General features: G+C 39.5%; 18 protein-coding genes and 1 pseudogene. 13 read left to right on the top strand and 6 right to left on the bottom strand.

All coding sequences use genetic code 11. The features are described from left to right. Window positions 1-66: 66 nt before the first annotated feature. Window positions 67-264, bottom strand: coding sequence for a hypothetical protein (locus tag V7659_RS23415; protein WP_335542566.1), 198 nt, complete (start codon window positions 262-264; stop codon window positions 67-69). Here V7659_RS23415 and V7659_RS23410 point away from each other — a divergent pair. The 3 genes from V7659_RS23410 to V7659_RS23400 all read left to right on the top strand — a co-directional run bounded on the left by V7659_RS23410 (window position 264) and on the right by V7659_RS23400 (window position 2,532). Beyond that, window positions 264-842, top strand: a complete 579-nt coding sequence (locus V7659_RS23410) for a carbohydrate-binding domain-containing protein (RefSeq protein WP_335542565.1) — start codon at window positions 264-266, stop codon at window positions 840-842. The genes V7659_RS23415 and V7659_RS23410 overlap by 1 nt on opposite strands. Beyond that, window positions 802-1,395 (top strand): hypothetical protein, encoded by a 594-nt coding sequence (locus V7659_RS23405; RefSeq protein ID WP_335542564.1) that lies wholly within the window; start codon window positions 802-804, stop codon window positions 1,393-1,395. The genes V7659_RS23410 and V7659_RS23405 overlap by 41 nt, the downstream gene beginning before the upstream one ends. A gap of 204 nt (window positions 1,396-1,599) precedes the next feature. Next, on the top strand, window positions 1,600-2,532 hold the full coding sequence (locus V7659_RS23400; protein WP_335542563.1) for a fumarylacetoacetate hydrolase family protein: 933 nt from the start codon (window positions 1,600-1,602) through the stop codon (window positions 2,530-2,532). 105 nt (window positions 2,533-2,637) lie between these two features. Here the strand turns inward: V7659_RS23400 and nspC are convergent, their stop codons facing one another. From nspC to V7659_RS23385, 3 genes are all read right to left on the bottom strand, one after another. Continuing rightward, the gene (gene nspC, locus V7659_RS23395) at window positions 2,638-3,765 is read right to left on the bottom strand and encodes a carboxynorspermidine decarboxylase (RefSeq protein ID WP_335542568.1); all 1,128 of its coding nucleotides are present in this window, start codon (window positions 3,763-3,765) and stop codon (window positions 2,638-2,640) included. Between the two features lies 1 nt (window position 3,766). Then, a complete protein-coding gene (locus V7659_RS23390; RefSeq protein ID WP_335542562.1) occupies window positions 3,767-5,005 on the bottom strand; it encodes a saccharopine dehydrogenase family protein in 1,239 nt (412 codons plus the stop codon). Between the two features lie 563 nt (window positions 5,006-5,568). Next, window positions 5,569-6,057, bottom strand: a complete 489-nt coding sequence (locus V7659_RS23385) for a hypothetical protein (RefSeq protein WP_335542561.1) — start codon at window positions 6,055-6,057, stop codon at window positions 5,569-5,571. Window positions 6,058-6,281: 224 nt separating this feature from the next. Between V7659_RS23385 and V7659_RS23380 the strand changes: the two genes are divergently transcribed. From V7659_RS23380 to V7659_RS23370, 3 genes and pseudogenes are all read left to right on the top strand, one after another. Further along, window positions 6,282-6,506, top strand: a complete 225-nt coding sequence (locus tag V7659_RS23380) for a hypothetical protein (protein WP_335542560.1) — start codon at window positions 6,282-6,284, stop codon at window positions 6,504-6,506. 39 nt (window positions 6,507-6,545) lie between these two features. Beyond that, window positions 6,546-7,866 (top strand): annotated as a pseudogene (locus V7659_RS23375) (MFS transporter). Window positions 7,867-7,947: 81 nt separating this feature from the next. Beyond that, on the top strand, window positions 7,948-8,742 hold the full coding sequence (locus V7659_RS23370; RefSeq protein WP_335542559.1) for a carbon-nitrogen hydrolase family protein: 795 nt from the start codon (window positions 7,948-7,950) through the stop codon (window positions 8,740-8,742). A 148-nt stretch (window positions 8,743-8,890) separates the two neighbouring features. Here V7659_RS23370 and V7659_RS23365 read toward each other — a convergent pair whose 3' ends face one another. Continuing rightward, window positions 8,891-9,877 carry a glycoside hydrolase family 43 protein gene (locus V7659_RS23365; RefSeq protein ID WP_335542558.1) on the bottom strand — a complete coding sequence of 329 codons (987 nt, stop codon included), beginning with the start codon at window positions 9,875-9,877 and terminating at the stop codon, window positions 8,891-8,893. Window positions 9,878-10,259: 382 nt separating this feature from the next. On the opposite strand from V7659_RS23365, the gene xylA reads away from it, so the two are divergent. The 5 genes from xylA to V7659_RS23340 all read left to right on the top strand — a co-directional run bounded on the left by xylA (window position 10,260) and on the right by V7659_RS23340 (window position 15,481). After that, window positions 10,260-11,591 (top strand): xylose isomerase, encoded by a 1,332-nt coding sequence (xylA, locus tag V7659_RS23360; RefSeq protein WP_335542557.1) that lies wholly within the window; start codon window positions 10,260-10,262, stop codon window positions 11,589-11,591. A gap of 67 nt (window positions 11,592-11,658) precedes the next feature. Then, window positions 11,659-13,158, top strand: coding sequence for a xylulokinase (gene xylB / locus V7659_RS23355; RefSeq protein ID WP_335542556.1), 1,500 nt, complete (start codon window positions 11,659-11,661; stop codon window positions 13,156-13,158). A gap of 46 nt (window positions 13,159-13,204) precedes the next feature. Continuing rightward, a complete protein-coding gene (locus tag V7659_RS23350; protein ID WP_335542555.1) occupies window positions 13,205-13,858 on the top strand; it encodes an SGNH/GDSL hydrolase family protein in 654 nt (217 codons plus the stop codon). A 19-nt stretch (window positions 13,859-13,877) separates the two neighbouring features. Then, window positions 13,878-14,861 (top strand): aldo/keto reductase, encoded by a 984-nt coding sequence (locus V7659_RS23345; RefSeq protein ID WP_335542554.1) that lies wholly within the window; start codon window positions 13,878-13,880, stop codon window positions 14,859-14,861. Continuing rightward, entirely contained in the window at window positions 14,858-15,481 is a 624-nt protein-coding gene (locus V7659_RS23340; RefSeq protein WP_335542553.1) for a polysaccharide deacetylase family protein, read from the top strand. The genes V7659_RS23345 and V7659_RS23340 overlap by 4 nt, the downstream gene beginning before the upstream one ends. Before the next feature lie 69 nt (window positions 15,482-15,550). Here the strand turns inward: V7659_RS23340 and V7659_RS23335 are convergent, their stop codons facing one another. Then, complete coding sequence (locus tag V7659_RS23335; RefSeq protein ID WP_335542552.1) at window positions 15,551-16,165, bottom strand: YesL family protein; 615 nt, start codon at window positions 16,163-16,165, stop codon at window positions 15,551-15,553. 174 nt (window positions 16,166-16,339) lie between these two features. Here V7659_RS23335 and V7659_RS23330 point away from each other — a divergent pair, with 174 nt between their 5' ends. After that, window positions 16,340-18,118, top strand: a complete 1,779-nt coding sequence (locus V7659_RS23330) for a sensor histidine kinase (protein WP_335542551.1) — start codon at window positions 16,340-16,342, stop codon at window positions 18,116-18,118. Continuing rightward, window positions 18,084-18,253 (top strand): response regulator transcription factor (locus tag V7659_RS23325; protein WP_335542567.1); only part of this gene is annotated, 170 nt, incomplete at its 3' end. The genes V7659_RS23330 and V7659_RS23325, both read left to right, overlap by 35 nt.

Here is an 18,253-nt window from a genome sequence, read left to right as displayed (position 1 = left end):
ATTAAAAAAAAATGGAAAGACACTGATTGTATTCAACAATAATCAGCCTCTTACAAGGGTGTGTAGTTAAGCAGTAAAATTGCCGTCATAACTTAGCATACTGGCTGATTTTACCCCTTCGATGGCAGAGATATTATTGATAAAGCTCAGATTATTCTCTTGAACGCGAATTTCATAGGTGATCTCAAAATCATTGCCGCCGGACATAACGGATTTCGATTTTAGGGAATGTTTTTTTTCGTGTCCAGAAATGACATGATCCAATGAGTGCGGCAGTCCTGAAACTATTGCCACAAAAGAAGCAGGCGGTCCAATGCCAGGTCAAACCAATACCACGAACCACAACGACTACTGAAGAGGAATCTGAGAGTGCAAAAGGCTTAAAAGCGGGAACAGAGGTGGCAATCGGATGCGGAACGTTTGATATGGATACGTTTGACGATGCCATCCATAGTAATAACAGCGTGACGATTACAGGAGGAAAATTAGCGATTGCTGCTGGCGATGATGGGATTCATGGAGATTCAGCCATCCTCACGAAAGGCGGCGATATCACAATCCGGAAGAGTTATAAAGGAATGGAAAGTAAGATCATCACTATAGCTGAGGGCAACATCGAGGTGAATGCTAGTGATGATGGTATTAATATTGGTGGAGGTAATGACGGCTCCAAACCGGACATGCAGTCAACCTCTTCTGAAAACCTTTTGCTTTCCATTAAAAGGCGGCAATGTATATGTAAATGCAGAGGGGGATGGGCTGGATTCAAACGGTTCTATTTCGATGACGGGAGGAACAGTGATGGTCAGCGGCCCGACCAATGCTGGCAACGGAGCGCTTGATTATAACGGAACCTTTGACATAAGCGGCGGCACCCTGATTGCTGCAGGGAGTGCCGGTATGGCGCAGGCCCCATCTGATTGCTTAAAACAGTACTCTATGCATATGACCTATCCGGAAACACAGAAGGCAGGAACCCTCCTCCATGTGGAAGACAGTAAAGGAAATACCATCATAACGTTTGCACCTGAAAAAGGTGGTACCTACACACTATACACAGGCGGCTCATCGACAGGAAGTAATGCAAATGGCTTCTATACGGATGGAGACTATTCAGGAGGTACAAAAGTAGTCAACTTTAAAATAGAGGATTCCGTAACATGGCTGAACGAGTCCGGGACCACCACTCCTGCAAGCAACGGACCAGGCGGCGGCCCAGATGGCGGTAGAGGAAACCGTGCTGATATGTTCTCAAATCTTGATGAAAATACGAAAGCACGGGCCGAGGATATTATGGAAAAAGAACGAGCAGGTACGATTACCAGGGAAGAGGCCCAAGCTCACCTGAAAGAATTGGGAATCGATTTTTCTGCAGGTAAAGGCCCGCAACAATAGCACAAACGCTTAGATCATAACATAAAAATACCTAATCAGCCTGAGGGGCGGAAGCAATCAGTTGCTTCTGCCTTTTAGTTAATAAATTAAAAATTCAAAATACTGTCCTTGCCCGCCAAAAATTCCCATGATATAGTAAATGTGTGGAAAAATAAAACTAAGTAAAATAAAAAAACTAATCATGTGGAAAGGTCAAACTAAACTATGAAACTAGTAAATTATAAAATTAATTTAGATGATGAAACCAAATTTGGCGTGAAAACAGATGCAGGTATTGTCGAGATTTCCAAGGCTTGGGAGGCTGCTAATGAATCCTATACAATTCCTCTATCTTTAGAAGAGTGGTTGCAAGCGGATGAGGAGTCTAAAAGATTTTTTCAAGATTTTGTTAATTCTAACAAGAATAACAGCGCTTTCACCCTGCCAGAGGATCAGATTCAATATGGACCATGTGTACCGAAAAGTGCAAAAATCATTTGTGTGGGCCTAAATTATCGGAAGCATGCGGAAGAATCAAATATGGAACCGCCTAAAACGCCCGTACTTTTTAACAAGTATGGTAATTCCCTAGCAGGTCACGGAGAGAAAGTTGAGATTCCCGCAGATGCGAAGCAAGTTGATTTTGAAGCAGAGCTTGGAATCGTAATTGGTAAAAAGGCCAAAAATGTTTCGAAGGAAAGTGCACTTGAGTATGTGGCCGGTTATTGCAATGCGAATGATTTATCCGCAAGGGATCTTCAATTCCGTACGAATCAATGGCTTTTAGGAAAAGCACTTGATGGCTTTTGTCCAGTTGGACCGTACCTTGTGTCTGCAGATGAAGTCGGCAACCCAAATCAGTTGAAAATTGAAACAATCGTAAACGGTAAGGTTAGACAATCTTCCGATACAGCTGACATGATTTTTTATTGCGATGAGATTATTAGTTATATTTCCAACTATATAACACTAGAGCCAGGTGACCTGATTATCACTGGAACACCTGAAGGAGTTATTCTTGGTCTACCGGAGAATGAACAGGATTGGTTGACAGCTGGAGATGAAATAACCATAAGGATAGAAAAACTTGGTGAGCTAACAAACCAGATGACATTACCTTTGGTAAAAAACGAAGAGCAAAGGCAATCAACAATGTAATAGGGAATTCTTCTTAAGGGAAAGCTGATGTGCTTGGGCAATGTTGAGCATAATTAAAGGGAGAGGTGCATTACTCGCACTTCTCCCTTTTTTTCTACTATTCTATTAAGCTAGTCTCATTTTAAAATCTTGATAGCCAAATTGCTGCACAACTTGACAATCTCCATCTTTATCTTGAACAGCGATGGCAGGTAATGGCATCCCATTAAACGTGGTGTTTTTGACCATCGTATAGATTGCCATATCACCGAAAACTAAACGATCACCGCTTTTTAATGGCTGATCAAAAGAATAGTCCCCGATTACATCACCAGTCAGACAAGTTTGCCCGCCAAGGCGATAGGTAAATGGTTTCTCGCCAGCTTCCCCTGATCCAAAAAGAGGAGGACGGTAAGGCATTTCCAAGACATCAGGCATATGGCAGGTGGCAGAAGTGTCAAGAATTGCAATCTCCAGTCCGTTTTGATGTAAATCAAGTACGGAGGTAATTAAGTACCCGGCATTAAGAGCAATTGCTTCTCCTGGCTCAAGGTAAACTTCTAAACCGTATTTATCCTGCATTCTTTTAATGCACGCTTCTAGCCGCGGAATATCATAATCTTCTCTTGTGATATGATGACCACCACCAAAGTTGATCCATTCCATTTGCGGAAGAAACTCACCAAACTTTTCTTCGACTGCATTAAGAGTCGTTTCTAAGTCATCAGAGTTTTGCTGACAAAGGGTGTGGAAATGCAGTCCTGAAACACCATCAAGCAAATCGGGACGAAAGTGTTCTTTCGTGACACCGAACCTTGAACCTGGTGAACAAGGGTCATAGATTTCATGTCCCACTTGAGTAGAACATTGCGGATTGATGCGCAAGCCAACTTTCCTGCCAGCTTGAAGTGCTTTATCTTTAAATTTCTCCAACTGAGAGAAAGAATTGAAAATAATATGATCGCAAATAGAGATAATTTCATCGATTTCATCTGCGCGATAGGCAGGGGCAAAGACATGATTCTCTTTGCCCATTTCCTCGTAACCTAATCGTGCTTCGTACAAACCGCTTGCGGTTGTTCCACTTAGATACTCTCCAATAAGAGGGTAGAATTTTGTCATCGAAAATGCCTTTTGCGCTAAAACGATCTTAGCACCTGTGCGTTTCATGACACCGTTTAGGATTTTGAGATTTTTTTCCACAAGACCTTCATCAACGACATAACACGGTGTTGGTAATTCTTCAAACCGCATCTTAACGAACAAGCTCCAGCTCTTTTGCTTCTTCAGGCAATGCATCAACAAGCACAGGATTAAAGTCTTCTACCCATGGAAGTCCCCATTTGTTTAACTCTTCCATGAATGGATCTGGATCAAATTCTTCAATATTGAATACGCCAGGTTTATTCCATTTGCCAGTCATGATCATCGCTGCACCGATCATTGCAGGAACGCCTGTTGTATAAGAGATGGCTTGAGAGCCGACTTCTCTATAGCACTCTTGGTGGTCACAAACATTGTAGACGTAATAGGTTTTATCTTTTCCATCTTTTTTCCCTTTGAAGATACAGCCGATGTTTGTTTTACCAACTGTACGTGGACCAAGGGATGCAGGATCAGGTAATACAGCCTTCAAGAATTGAAGTGGAATGATTTGTTTTCCTTCGAATTCAATTGGCTCGATAGAAGTCATTCCTACATTTTCAAGGGCTTTTAGGTGTGTAATATAACTTTGGCCAAATGTCATGAAGAAACGGATACGCTTAATTCCAGGGATATTTTGCGCAAGAGATTCAAGCTCTTCATGGTAAAGCAAATACATATCCTTTTGACCAACTTCAGCGAAGTTATATTCGCGTTTGATTTCCATTGGCTCCGTTTCGACCCATTCGCCGTTTTCCCAATATCTTCCGTTAGCAGAAACTTCACGGATATTGATTTCAGGATTAAAGTTTGTTGCAAATGGATAGCCGTGGTCGCCGCCATTGCAGTCAAGAATGTCGATATACTCGATTTCATCAAAATAATGTTTTAGAGCATAAGCAGAGAATACACCTGTTACACCAGGGTCAAAGCCGCTGCCTAAAAGAGCTGTAATTCCAGCTTTTTCAAAACGCTCGCGGTATTCCCACTGCCATTTATATTCAAATTTAGCGGTATCTTCTGGCTCATAGTTTGCTGTGTCCATATAGTGTGTTTTTGTTGCAAGACAAGCATCCATAATTGTTAAGTCCTGGTATGGTAAAGCTAGGTTCATTACGATATCTGGTTTTACTTCATTAATTAAGGCAATTAATTCCTCAACATTGTCAGCATCCACTTGTGCAGTCGTGATTTTGGTTTTACCGCCATCTAATTTCGCTTTTAATTCATCACATTTTGATTTTGTACGACTTGCGATGCAAATCTCTTCAAATACTTCACTGTTTTGTACACATTTATGAATTGCTACTGATGCCACGCCGCCGGCGCCAATAATAAGTGCTTTTCCCATTCTCTTAATCTCCTAACTGGTTAATTTTTTTAAAGCAGAGAGAAATTGAATTCCTCTTAAAAATTCACAACAAAAAAAGCAAGTGAATCATAACGCATAACCGCGCACAACACTTGCTTTAGATATAATCATCAATATTAAAAAAGCATACGTATACCGTAATAGAAATCATACTACTACGATAAAGGTCCTTAAAAAATCAGTAAGGAAGCTCCATAATATTCAAAATATATCTTAATAGGATCAGAGTCTATATAGCAAATAATTACTTTTACTACTCTTATTGACCGTTTCACAAGTTGTGTGCATATGCACTGGTTGTAAAGTAACCAACTTATAAAATTTGAGCTTTTAACTCAATCAATAAGGCAACTAAAGTTGCCATTCGGCATTTGACCCGGCTGTCCGTATGGCCTTAACTTCTTGAAGGAAGTGGTCAAAAATTATCTGCTTGGAAAGATCCAGACATATTGAATAACAGCTTTCCAATTTACGCACCTTCAATAATATCAGCAACTAATATAAATGGCAATATAAAAATTTAAAAATATTGTCGGAAAATATTACCGCGGCTTTTGCTGCTGGGAAGAATAACATAAAGGCTTCATCCTATTAGCGATGTATCCTTCAAAAAACGCGGTTTCTTCGTTAACATGGTGTTCGATATAGATCCCCGGTTGTTTTATCTCTCCGATTAAACAAGTCCGTTCCAACTGAAATTGATAGTTGCTGATATTATCTTTAATAAAATCCTTTTCAAAGTTTTTAAGATATGCATTCGGATAGAGCTCCTTTATTTTACGAATAGATTTTGCACCATGTCTATAAAAGGTAGAGCATCCAATGATTGTTGCATCCTCTTTACAAATCTTTGTGAGCTTAGCAAGAGGAAAAATATTATTAAACAGTGCATAGTCGTTGAAAGAAATACTGTCAATTAGATAATCAACACTGTTATTTGCAAAAGGCAAATGAAGAGACGAGTTGACAATATAAAGGACCTTCAGTTCTGGATTGATTGAGTCGATTTTAGCCTTTAACTTCTTAATCATTCCTTCCTTGCTCCCGCAAAAAACGTAAAAGGCATTCTCCTGCAGCAGATGTAAATACTTTGGCAGAAATATAAAGGTATCGATGCAAGGTTCAAGGATCATCTTATTTGTTAGGTCAACATTTTTCAGGTTTTGATAGGTGAAGAGACTACATTTTTCAATCATGTTTACGAGAAATAGGCGGGAGGATTACTTTCCGCCAGCAAAAGAGGGTTTATTTCTATATGGAAAATAAATATCTCTCCCCAAAGCCGGGTGTCTATCAAGTTGAAATAACGAATGGATTAAGGAGTTGCCCCGGACTTCTGAAGTGTTATGACTCGATTCCAAATTATTTTGAGCTGATGGATGTAAATCTAAACGTGCTTGAAGGTGGGGAGCATCAGAGGATTACTGTCAAATTATTAAATCAGGCCATTGCTATAGGGGGTGCCGCAGCACTAGTGTAATTTTTAATATTAAAAATGAAGTAATAGGAGGAATGCAAGTTGGAGGCAAAAGGAATCTCTGTTACAAACCCCAAAAAGGTCTTATTCGCTAGTTTAATTGGAAGTACAATTGAGTTCTACGATTTTTTCCTTTATGGAACTGTGGCATCACTTGTATTTAATCAATTATTTTTTCCAAATGATGATCCTTTTGTAAGTTTATTAATTGCCTATGCATCCTTTGGAGTTACATTTTTTATAAGACCAATTGGCGGGCTTATTTTCAGCCATATGGGCGATAAGTTTGGCAGGAAAAATACTCTTGTAATTTCCCTTTTATTAATGGGGATCTCAACTGTATGTATCGGATTATTGCCGACCTACCAGACAATCGGTGTAACCGCGCCAATCCTTCTCATTCTTTTACGACTTGTTCAAGGGATTGCACTAGGTGGAGAATGGGGCGGAGCTGTACTGCTTGCAGTTGAATCAGCACCTAAGGAACAAAGAGGATTCTACGGTAGCTTCCCGGCAATGGGAATTCCGTTTGGTATGCTTCTTGGAACGTGTTCGATATCTTTAATTAGTAAATTGCCAGAAGCGCAATTTCTTGAATGGGGCTGGAGAATTCCATTTATCCTTAGCGCTGTGTTAGTTGCAGTTGGAATCTGGATTCAAAGAGGACTTGAAGAAACGTCTGCATTTGAGGAAGAAAAGCAAAAAGGTAATTTGGTAAAAGTCCCTCTATTCGAGACTCTACGCTATCATTGGAAGGCTGTTTTAATTTCTCTGTGCGCCAAGTGTGTTGAAGTGGGTCCATTCTATGTTTTCTCTACCTTTTTTATTGATATTCAACTGGGGCCTTGGGTTTTTCAAGAACTACAGCGTTAAATATTGTTACTGCAGCCACCATTGTTACCGTCATCTGTATTCCATTAATGGGAAAGCTCTCTGACAAAATTGGACGTAAACGTGTGTTTATGATAGGGGCCGCTGGTCTAGCTCTGTTTTCCTTTCCGTACTTCTATCTACTATCTCTTAAATNNATGTCATTTCAATTATTGCATTAGGGATTCTATGGTCAGCCATTGCTAGTATTATTGGCACCATGTTTACAGAAATGTTCAGTACAAATGTTGGGTATACGGGGATTACGCTTGGCTACCAATCTGGTTCCGCTTTATTTGGAGGCACGGCCCCAATGATTGCAACTGTTTTATTAAGTGCTTACAATAATTCTTGGGTACCGCTTGCTATTTTCATTGGCATTCTGTGTATTACCTCCCTCATCTCTGTGTCATTCATAAGGAATAATAAAATCGATTCCAAGATGCAAGCAGGGGGCGTGTACCCTTTAAATCAGGCGAAGGTGCAGGAATAATCTAAAAAGTATAAAAAGTTCGTCAAACCATGGGATAATAGATTAGAATAAATAAAAATGTATTCTTGGGAGGTACCTGCTTTGAAAGTAGCTATTGCACAATTATCTACCAGCGTTGATAAAACCTCTAATTTAGAAAAGGCCTTACAATATATTGCGAAGGCAAAAGAGAAGGGCGCAGACTTTGTTGTAATACCGGAGTTTTATATGGTGCTTGCAACTCCAAAGACTGGCGTATTGCCGGCTGATGCTGCTGAACCCTTGGACGGCCCGTTTGTTTCTGCTCTTAAAGAAGCAGCCCGCGAAAACGAGATCTATGTGGTTTGTGGAATGTATGAATCAAAAAATGATGATAAAGGGCGGGCCTATAATACAACCGTATTGATTGATCGTTCGGGGCAACTTTTGCATTCCTATCGAAAGACTCATTTATATGATGCTTTTAGCTTTAAAGAGTCTGATACGATTATCCCTGGTGATAATCAATACAAAGTGGTAGAAACAGAGTTTGGAAAAATTGGTTTAATGGTTTGCTACGAACTGAGATTTCCTGAAATAGCAAGACAATTTGCGCTTCAGGAGGCGGATGTTCTGTTTGTTCCTGCGGGATGGATGGCAGGACCAATGAAAGAGGACCATTGGCAGACGCTTATTCGCGCAAGAGCAATAGAAAATACGATGTTCGTTAGCGGAGCAAACCTAGTTGGCCCTGAGTTTACCGGCCGAAGCATGATCGTGGACCCAATGGGTGTTGTTATTGCAAGCGGAGGCGAGGAAGAAACGCTTATAATCGCGGATATTGACCTAGAAAGAATCCAACGAGTAAGAGAAAAACTACCCAGCGTAAAACACAGAAAGCCGGAGTTCTACAGGTGATTGCCCCACTCGTAATTTGTTTGATTTTAAAGCTCTAGTCCCTTTGACTAGGGCTTTTTTGTACGCTGGTAATGTGTATGGATTAGTATTTTATCCTCATAGTCTAAAAAAACTGGCCCCAATTAATGAGAGCCAGTCTTCAACCTAATTATTTATTTCCATAAGGGTGAATCGTTTGAATGGTACCGTCTTCATTATACTTTAGTTCAGTGTATTTCACAGACCGCTTATGATTAACACCATCTGATAACGAGCAATCATGATAGAACAGATACCATTTATCATTAAACTGGACAATCGAATGATGAGTAGTCCAGCCAATGACAGGTGTAAGAATCGTCCCTTTGAACACAAATGGCCCTTGTGGATTTTCGCTTACCGCATAAACAATTTTATGAGTGGTACCGGTAGAATACGATAAATAGTAAAGCCCATTGTATTTATGAACCCATGGTCCTTCAAAATATCTTCGGTCTTCGTCACTTGCAAGAATCGGATCGCCGTTTTCATCCACAATGGAAATTTCCTGTGGTTCACTTTTAAACTTCAGCATATCGTCGCTTAATTCAGCTACTTGTGGTCCTAAAGCAGGTTCTGTAGCTGCTGGACCTTCAGCATCTGGGGTAAATGTTCCTGTCTGCCATTTTTCCAACTGTCCACCCCAAAGCCCGCCGAAATAAACATATGCTTTGTCATCTTCATCCACGAAGACAGCTGGATCAATGCTGAAACTGCCTGGTATGTAATTTTCTTCTGGTGTAAAAGGTCCTGCCGGATTAGGGCTAGTTGCGACACCAATTCTGAAAATACCATCTTTATCTCTTGCCGGGAAAAATAAATAATACGTGTTATTTTTGTAAGCAGCGTCTGGTGCCCAAAGCTGTTTACTTGCCCAAGGGATATCTTTTAAATGAAGAGCTTTTCCGTGGTCTATACATGGTGCGTCCGCGTCATCCATGGATAAAATATGGTAATCTTCCATCTTATATTGGTCACCGTTATCATTAGATGGTTCATCGTGATCAAGGTCATGAGAAGGATAAATATAAAGCTTACCTTCAAAGACATGTGCGGAAGGATCTGCTGTGAAAATATGCGTAACTAATGGTTCATTGGGCTTTGAATTTTTCATCATAATATCTCCCCATTATATAGTTTTGATACTTACAGATTCATTATAACTGAACAAAGATACTTTGTGTATTGGTTCAACTAAGTTTTTGTGAAAAATACTTAAATTAAGCATAATAGAAACAATTGCGCTATACAAGGCGAGGGTTGTTAAATAAAAAACATCTATAAAGTTTTTATTTTTCCACTAAAGCAGATACTAACCTAATAGTTTTACAAGATCTTTGATTTACTTTTAAAAAAATATTTAATCTTAGTTTATCTGATAGACAAACTAAGTTAACGATGCTATACTTTGAGTATCAAAGGTTTAGAGATTTCAGAAACCTTTTGTAAGCATTTACATAGTTATTCTGAACCCATAAAACTCTAGGAGGAATAGTCCCATGGCTTATTTCGAAACAATTAATAAAATTCAATTTGAAGGTGCCGCATCTAAAAACCCTTTAGCATTTAAGTATTATAATCCAGAAGAAAAAATAAACGGCAAGACAATGGAAGAAATTCTTCGTTTCTCCGTTGCATATTGGCACACATTTACTGCAGATGGCACCGATCCATTTGGCGTAGGTACAGCTATTCGTCCGTGGGATCACCTTAAAGGATTAGATTTAGCGAAGGCACGTGTGGAAGCTGCATTTGAACTTTTTGAAAAATTAAATGTTCCTTTCTTTGCTTTCCATGATGTCGATATTGCTCCAGAAGGACGCACGTTACAAGAAACAAATGAGAATCAAGATGTAATTGTTGCGATGATTAAAGAATACATGAAAACCAGCAAGACAAAATTACTATGGAACACTGCAAACATGTTTACTAACCCTAGATATGTTCATGGTGCGGCCACTGCTCCAAATGCAGATGTTTTTGCTTACTCTGCAGCGAAAGTGAAAAAAGCGTTAGAAGTAGCAAAAGAGCTTGGTGCAGAAAACTATGTATTCTGGGGCGGACGTGAAGGTTACGAAACACTTCTTAATACAGACATGAAGTTGGAACAAGATAACTTAGCACGCTTCTTTCATATGGCAGTAGATTATTCGAAAGAAATCGGTCTAAACGTTCCATTCCTAATAGAGCCAAAACCAAAAGAGCCTACCAAACATCAATATGATTTCGATGTGGCTACGGGTCTAGCATTCTTGCAAAAATATGATTTAACAGACTACTTCAAGTTTAATATCGAAGCAAACCACGCTACTTTAGCTGGTCACACATTTGAGCATGAATTAAGAACAGCTCGTATTAACGGAATGCTTGGATCTGTTGATGCTAACCAAGGTGATACACTGCTTGGATGGGATACAGATGAATTCCCAACTGACTTGTATACGAACACATTAGCTATGTACGAAATTCTGAAAAATGGCGGCTTAGGAAAAGGCGGATTAAACTTTGATGCAAAGGTAAGAAGAGGTTCATTCGAAGCAGAAGACCTATTCCACGCACACATTGCTGGTATGGACGCATTTGCGATCGGCCTAAAAGTTGCAAACAAGTTAATCGAAGATAAAGTCCTTGATAGCTTTATCGAGGAGCGTTATAGCAGTTATACAAACGGAATTGGCTTAGACATCGTAGAAGGAAAAACAAACTTCCGTGAACTTGAAGCTTATGCTCTTCAATTAACAGAAATTAAAAACATCTCAGGCAGAACGGAGCGTCTAAAAGCTTTAATTAATCAATATTTACTAGAAACACTTTCAAGTGTAACAGTTTAATTAAAATTATAAAAAAGTGCTGGCAGCTTATTACTCCAGCACTTTTTTTAGAAAAGGATGATACATAATGAAATACGTAATTGGTGTCGACCTTGGAACCAGTGCAGTAAAAATCTTACTCGTCAATCAACACGGGGAAGTTTGCCAAGAAGTGTCAAAATCATATCCACTCATTATTGAAAAATCAGGTTATAGTGAACAAAACCCAGAAGAATGGGTGAAAAAAACAACTGAAGGTTTAAAAGAATTGGTTGAGCAATTCGAAGGCGATGTAAATGATATTGAGGGCATCAGCTTCTCCGGGCAAATGCACGGCCTTGTTTTAATAGATGAAAATAATCAAGTTTTAAGAAATGCGATTTTGTGGAATGACACAAGAACAACGCAGCAGTGTCAGGAGATTTACAACATTGTTGGCAGAGAGCGTTTATTGGAAATTACCAAAAATCCGGCATTAGAAGGATTTACCTTGCCGAAAATTCTCTGGGTAAAAGAAAACGAGCCTGAAGTATTTGAACGTGCCAGCAAATTTTTGCTTCCAAAGGATTATTTGCGCTACCGGTTAACAGGAAATATCCATATGGAGTACTCTGATGCTGCAGGAACCTTGCTGTTAAATGTGGCAAAGCGCAAATGGAGTCATGAAATATTAGAAGCTTTTGGTATTTCAGCTGATTTCTGTCCTCCGCTGGTAGAATCTCATGCATTTGTGGGTACTGTTAACGCCGAATTTGCCCAAGAAACGGGATTGTCTGAGGCTGTAAAAGTGTTTGCGGGTGGAGCGGACAATGCCTGCGGTGCGATTGGTTCAGGGATTTTAACAGAAGGTAAAACCTTATGCAGTATCGGTACTTCTGGAGTTGTTCTTTCCTATGAAGAACGAAATGACCTCGATTTTGAGGGGAAGGTTCATTACTTTAATCACGGTGAAGAAAATGCTTACTATACAATGGGAGTAACCCTCGCAGCCGGCTATAGTTTAAGCTGGTTTAAAGATACGTTTGCTAAGGAAGAGGCATTTGAACTGTTATTAGCAGGTGTGGATGAAGTACCAGCAGGGAGTAATGGATTATTATTTACACCTTATATTGTAGGGGAAAGAACGCCGCATGCGGATTCAACGATTCGCGGCAGTTTTATTGGGGTCGATGCTTCCCATGAGCGTAAGCACTTTGCTCGCGCAGTGCTAGAAGGTATTACATTCTCCTTACATGAATCGATTGAGATTTTAAGAAGCAGTGGCAAGACCATTGATTCAATAATCTCGATTGGCGGCGGAGCGAAGAACGACACATGGCTGCAAATGCAGGCAGATATTTTTAACGCAAGAATTGAAAAGCTTACGAGTGAGCAAGGCCCTGGAATGGGTGCAGCCATGTTAGCAGCTTACGGATGCGGTTGGTATCCGTCCCTAAAAGAATGTGCACAGGAATTTATCCAAACTTCAAAAACCTATGATCCGATAAAGGAAAATGTTGAAGCATATAAAAAGTTATTCACAATTTATCAACAAGTTTATCCACAAACTCAGGAACTAAATGAGCAATTAAGAGAGTTTAGAAAGTAACGGAGAGCTGGCCTAGGTCAGCTCTCTTTATGAAGGAGTTAAGGCCATGAAACTGGAACAAGGTCAAAAGCTTTTGTTTATTGGTGATTCGATAACCGATTGTGAACGAGCCAAACCAGAAGGAGAAGGATTGTTTGCTGCCCTGGGCAAGGGATATGTTTCCTTTGTTGATGGACTACTCCAGGCCGTATATCCGGAGCTGGGAATTCGAGTGGTGAATAAGGGGATCAATGGTAACACCGTTCGTGATTTGAAGAATAGATGGCAGGAAGATGTCATCAATCAAAAGCCAGACTGGTTATCAATAATGATTGGAATTAACGATGTATGGCGTCAATACGATACCCCATTCATCAAGGATTGGCATGTTTATTTAGAAGAATACGAGGAAACACTTAGGAAACTTGTGACCGAGACAAAGCCATTTGTCAAACAAATTGTCCTTATGACTCCTTTTTACTTGGAGAGTAATGAGCAGGATCAAATGCGCAGGTCCATGGATCAGTACGGTCAGGTTGTCAGGAAAATAGCTGATGAAACCAATTGTTTAGTTGTTGATACACAAGTGGCTTTTAATACCGTTTTAAAAGACCTTTATTCTGCAGCGATTGCTTGGGATCGCGTCCATCCTTCAACTGCCGGGCATATGGTTTTGGCTCGGTCATTTTTAAAAGAAATCGGCTTTGATTGGAATCGTTAGTTAGAAAGGAGTTATTAACATGAATTATCGTGAATTAGGTAATACAGGAATCATGATCAGTGAGGTTAGTTTTGGCACATGGGCAATCGGTGGTGCTTGGGGGAAAACAAATGATACAGAAGCTCTGAAATCTTTGCAATATGCGATGGACCAAGGTGTTAATTTTTTTGATACGGCCGATGTATATGGGGATGGTCATAGTGAAGCGTTACTGGCTAAAGCCACAAAAGGCAGGGAAGACCAGATTTATATCGCAACAAAATTCTGCCGTCAGGGCGACATTTTTGATCCGAAAAATTATAGCTATGAAAAAGTTAGTGCCTATTGTGAAGATAGTCTTCGCCGTTTGGATAGAGAGGCGATTGATTTGTATCAGATTCATTGCCCGGCAACGGAGATTTTGAAGGATGGCAGTGTTTTTGAAGTACTGGATAGGTTGAAGCAGGAAGGAAAAATCCGTCAATATGGAGTTAGTGTGGAAACCGTTGAAGAAGGGCTTATTTGTTTGGAGTATCCAAATGTGAAGAGCTTGCAAATCATCTTTAATATGTTCCGCCAAAAGCCATTAGAGAAATTAATCCCGGAGGCTTATCAAAAAGGGGTAGGGCTTCTCGTAAGATTACCGCTTGCCAGCGGTCTCCTCACTGGTAAGTTTACTGCCGAGCATAGATTTGAAGCGGATGACCACCGACGTTTTAATGAAAATGGAGAAGCTTTTAATGTAGGGGAAACCTTTGCGGGTCTTGGATTCCAGAAGGGTGTTGAATTGGCTGATCAGTTAAAGTGGATTGGAGAAGGACGGAAATCGATGGCGAGCGGAGCACTACGCTGGATTTTGGACCAAAAAGAAATTACTTGTATTATTCCTGGGTTTAAAAATGTTAAACAGGTGGAGGAAAATCTCTCAGCACTCGAGACAAAACCATTCTTAGAAGAAGAAAAGCAAGAACTTCAACGATTCTATCAGGAAAAAGTAAAGGATTTTATTAGAGGTCCGTATTGAGGGGGTGTTCAATAAATATAATTAACAAGGTTCCTACATCGCGTAAGGCAGTGGCGATTACGTTTGATGATGGGCCTAATCCCATCTACACACCTCAAGTATTAGAGATTTTTTCGGAGTCAGTTGGAAAAGCTACCTTCTTTATGATTGGTGAGCAAATGAAGAAAAATCCTGAGGTGGTAAAACAAGTGGCTGCCCTAGGACATGAAATCGGAAATCATACATTCACTCACCCGAAATTATCTTTGTTAAGTATTGCTGAATGTTTAGAGGAAATCGAACAAAATGAGAAATTAATAGAGGAGCTGGCCGGACAAAAACCTGTTGTCTTTCGTCCTCCTTACTTCGATTACAATCAGGACACAGTTTCATTACTCAATCAGAAGGGATATCCGATGATTGGTGCAATTAATTTAGAGGCTCGTGACTGGGAACAGCCCGGTGTGATGCATATCCTCGAAAAATCAAGAGAACGGATCCAAAATGGCAGTATTTTAATTTTTCATGATGGCTATGGGGACCGTTCACAAACAATAGAAGCAGTTCGAAAGCTAGTTTCCGAGTTAACATCTCAAGGCTATCAACTTGTAACGGTCAGCGAACTATTAGAATTAGCATAAAAAGAGGAAGCACAATAAGAGTTTGTGCTTCCTTTTGCTACTCCAGTTTTACGAGTAATTCTATGAGTTTTAAGCGGCTGCCTGCCCTTGTTTCTTTTCGATTTTTTGAAAGGCTAGATAACAGGATGCCATGATGATTCCTGCCGTAATGCTCCCGCCAAAGATAAACCATAGTGCCGGTATAAACTTCATGACAAAAATCGCTGCGATAAACCCAATGATCATCATCATATTCGGAACCGGATTCACTAGCATGATAAAGAAAGCATTTTTAAACAACTGTATAAATTTAACTTCATAGTGAACGTAAACGGGGAATATATACAAAACCGTCATGATCATCGCGAAAATAATTAAGTATAAAGGTATTTGAAGGCTTGTATCAATCTTGATATAGTTCAGGTCAATATAAATAATACACGCTAATAAAGCGAGAACCAATCCTAATCCATTACTTCTAAGAAACTCTTTTTTATAGGTGCCCCAAAAGGTTTGAAACACAGGGATATCACTTTCACCCATGATCCATTTCCGAATAACCGTAAACATTGCCACGGTCGATGGGCTAATTCCAAACAACACGAGTCCAAGGAGAGAGCAGCCAATCCATAATAAATTAACATAGGCAAGCTTAGTGATCCACTCGGTAAGGGTATAAAGACCACTCATTGATAGCTTATTCATAAAATTCCCCTTCTCTATGGTACTTAGTTTTATACAATTATAGACGATTGAACCTATATTGAACATGACTAACTTTTAAAAAAATTGACAGATTTTTGATTTTTTAAAATAATATTACGGAATTCGACAAATTGCGGTATAGTAGGTAAAAAACTATCCTAGAAGGGCGATAATATGTTCACAATATTACATAAATGGAACACGTTACGAAATCAAATACTCGTCGTATTTTTAGTCGTTATGCTGATTGTTTTATTGATTGTCGGCCTGTTAACTTTTAATAGAGTGTCAACTTTGCTGAAAAATAATGCCGAAAAACAAATTCACCAGACAGCAGTAGAGGCAAATGGAAGATTAGAATCTTTATATAAACAAATTAGCACGGCCTCGAAACTGGTCATGACGAATGATACGATTCAAAGAACCTTAACTAAGGCATACGGAGGAAACCCTATTTCTTTTGCCGAGCGCCAGCAATTAAAGGGAATTGTGAATACCATACAAGCGAATACAGAGGGAATTTTTTCTTTTGAAATATATACAAATACGTTGAATCGCTTAATTCCACTAGATGATACGAATTTAGTCTCAAGAATTGACGGGAAGTGGATCCAGCAGGCTGATAGCGCGAATGGACGACTGGTTTGGATCGGTGATGATCCGCGTAACTCAGATAACATCCTCGCTCTAAGACGAGTGAATTTAATGGGACGTGACTACGCAAATGGCGGATATCTGCTCATTAGTATCTATCGAAATTATCTGCAGTTCGTGGACCAAGACGAAACCAATATTGAAAACCAGTATTCGATATTATTAGATCAAAATTCAAAGCCGATTCTATCAAACTACAATAAGTCTCTCGAACCGATTATAAAAAATGAAGCTCCTACTCTTTCATTGAATAACCAGGAGTATATGATGACAAAACAAATGTCGAATGATACCGAATGGACACTGGTAATCTTAACACCGATTAAAGCGCTGACAGAAGGAATTACGGTATTACGATCAGGGATTATTATTTCTGGGGTTATTGGATTCATTATCTTTTTGATCAGTTCGCTATTCCTATCGACTTTTATTACAAGGCCGATTATTAAATTAACGAAAACGATGCAGCAGGCAAGCGCAGGTTCATTAACGATGAACCCAAGCGTTACCACGGTCAATGAAATCAATGAATTAAATAGTACCTATAACCAACTGGTTAAAGAAACCAATCATCTGATTAAAATGGTGTATCAAAAGGAAATTACCCGAAGCCGGAGTGAATTAAAAGCATTGCAAGCTCAAATTAATCCTCATTTTCTTTTTAATACTTTAGACGCTCTAAAGTGGACGCTTGAGGATAAAGATGAGGAAGAGCTGGCAGAGTTTGTCGTGGCCATGTCAAACTTATTCCGATATACAATAACCAAACAAAACGATGGAGATTGGGTTCCAATTAAGAACGAAATCCAACATATTGAAGACTATATGGAGATTATGAAAATGCGTTTTGGTGATCATTTAAAATGGAAGTTAAACATGCCTCTTGAAACAGGACACGTTAAAATTCCAAAACTGTTGATTCAGCCGTTAGTCGAAAATGCAGTTCTGCATGGAGCAGGGAATACGATGAAGCCATGTACGATATCGGTTACGATTCAACCAACGGTGGATCCAGAGTACCTGCAAATACTTGTAGAAGATGACGGCCCGGGAATCCATCAAGAAAAATTAGATTCAATTAAACAGGCCATTCAATCAGGCGGAATCATCTCTAAAAACGGCAACGGAATGGCAATTTCCAACGTTCACAAACGCTTAGAACTATACTATCCTGATCGTCTGAAAAATGGACTTACCATTATGAGTGAAGTAAACACTGGAACAACGGTTTCGTTTGTCATACCGGTAAAGGGGGAGGAAAACCATGTTGAATACAAAGACAATTTTGATCGTAGATGATGAACCAAGAACCCGCCAAGGGCTCAAAAAAACATTAGACTCTTGGGCAAATGGGCAATATCAAATAAATATAGCTTCGAATGGAGAAGAAGCTATTGAACTGATGAAGCAACATAAAGTTCATATCCTCATCAC

The sequence above is a fragment of the Neobacillus drentensis genome (assembly GCF_036966985.1).
In the GTDB taxonomy this organism is placed as follows: Bacteria; Bacillota; Bacilli; order Bacillales; family Cytobacillaceae; genus Neobacillus; species Neobacillus drentensis_E.
Note: the sequence above shows the minus strand (reverse complement) of the source record. Positions and strands in the feature narration are given on the sequence as shown.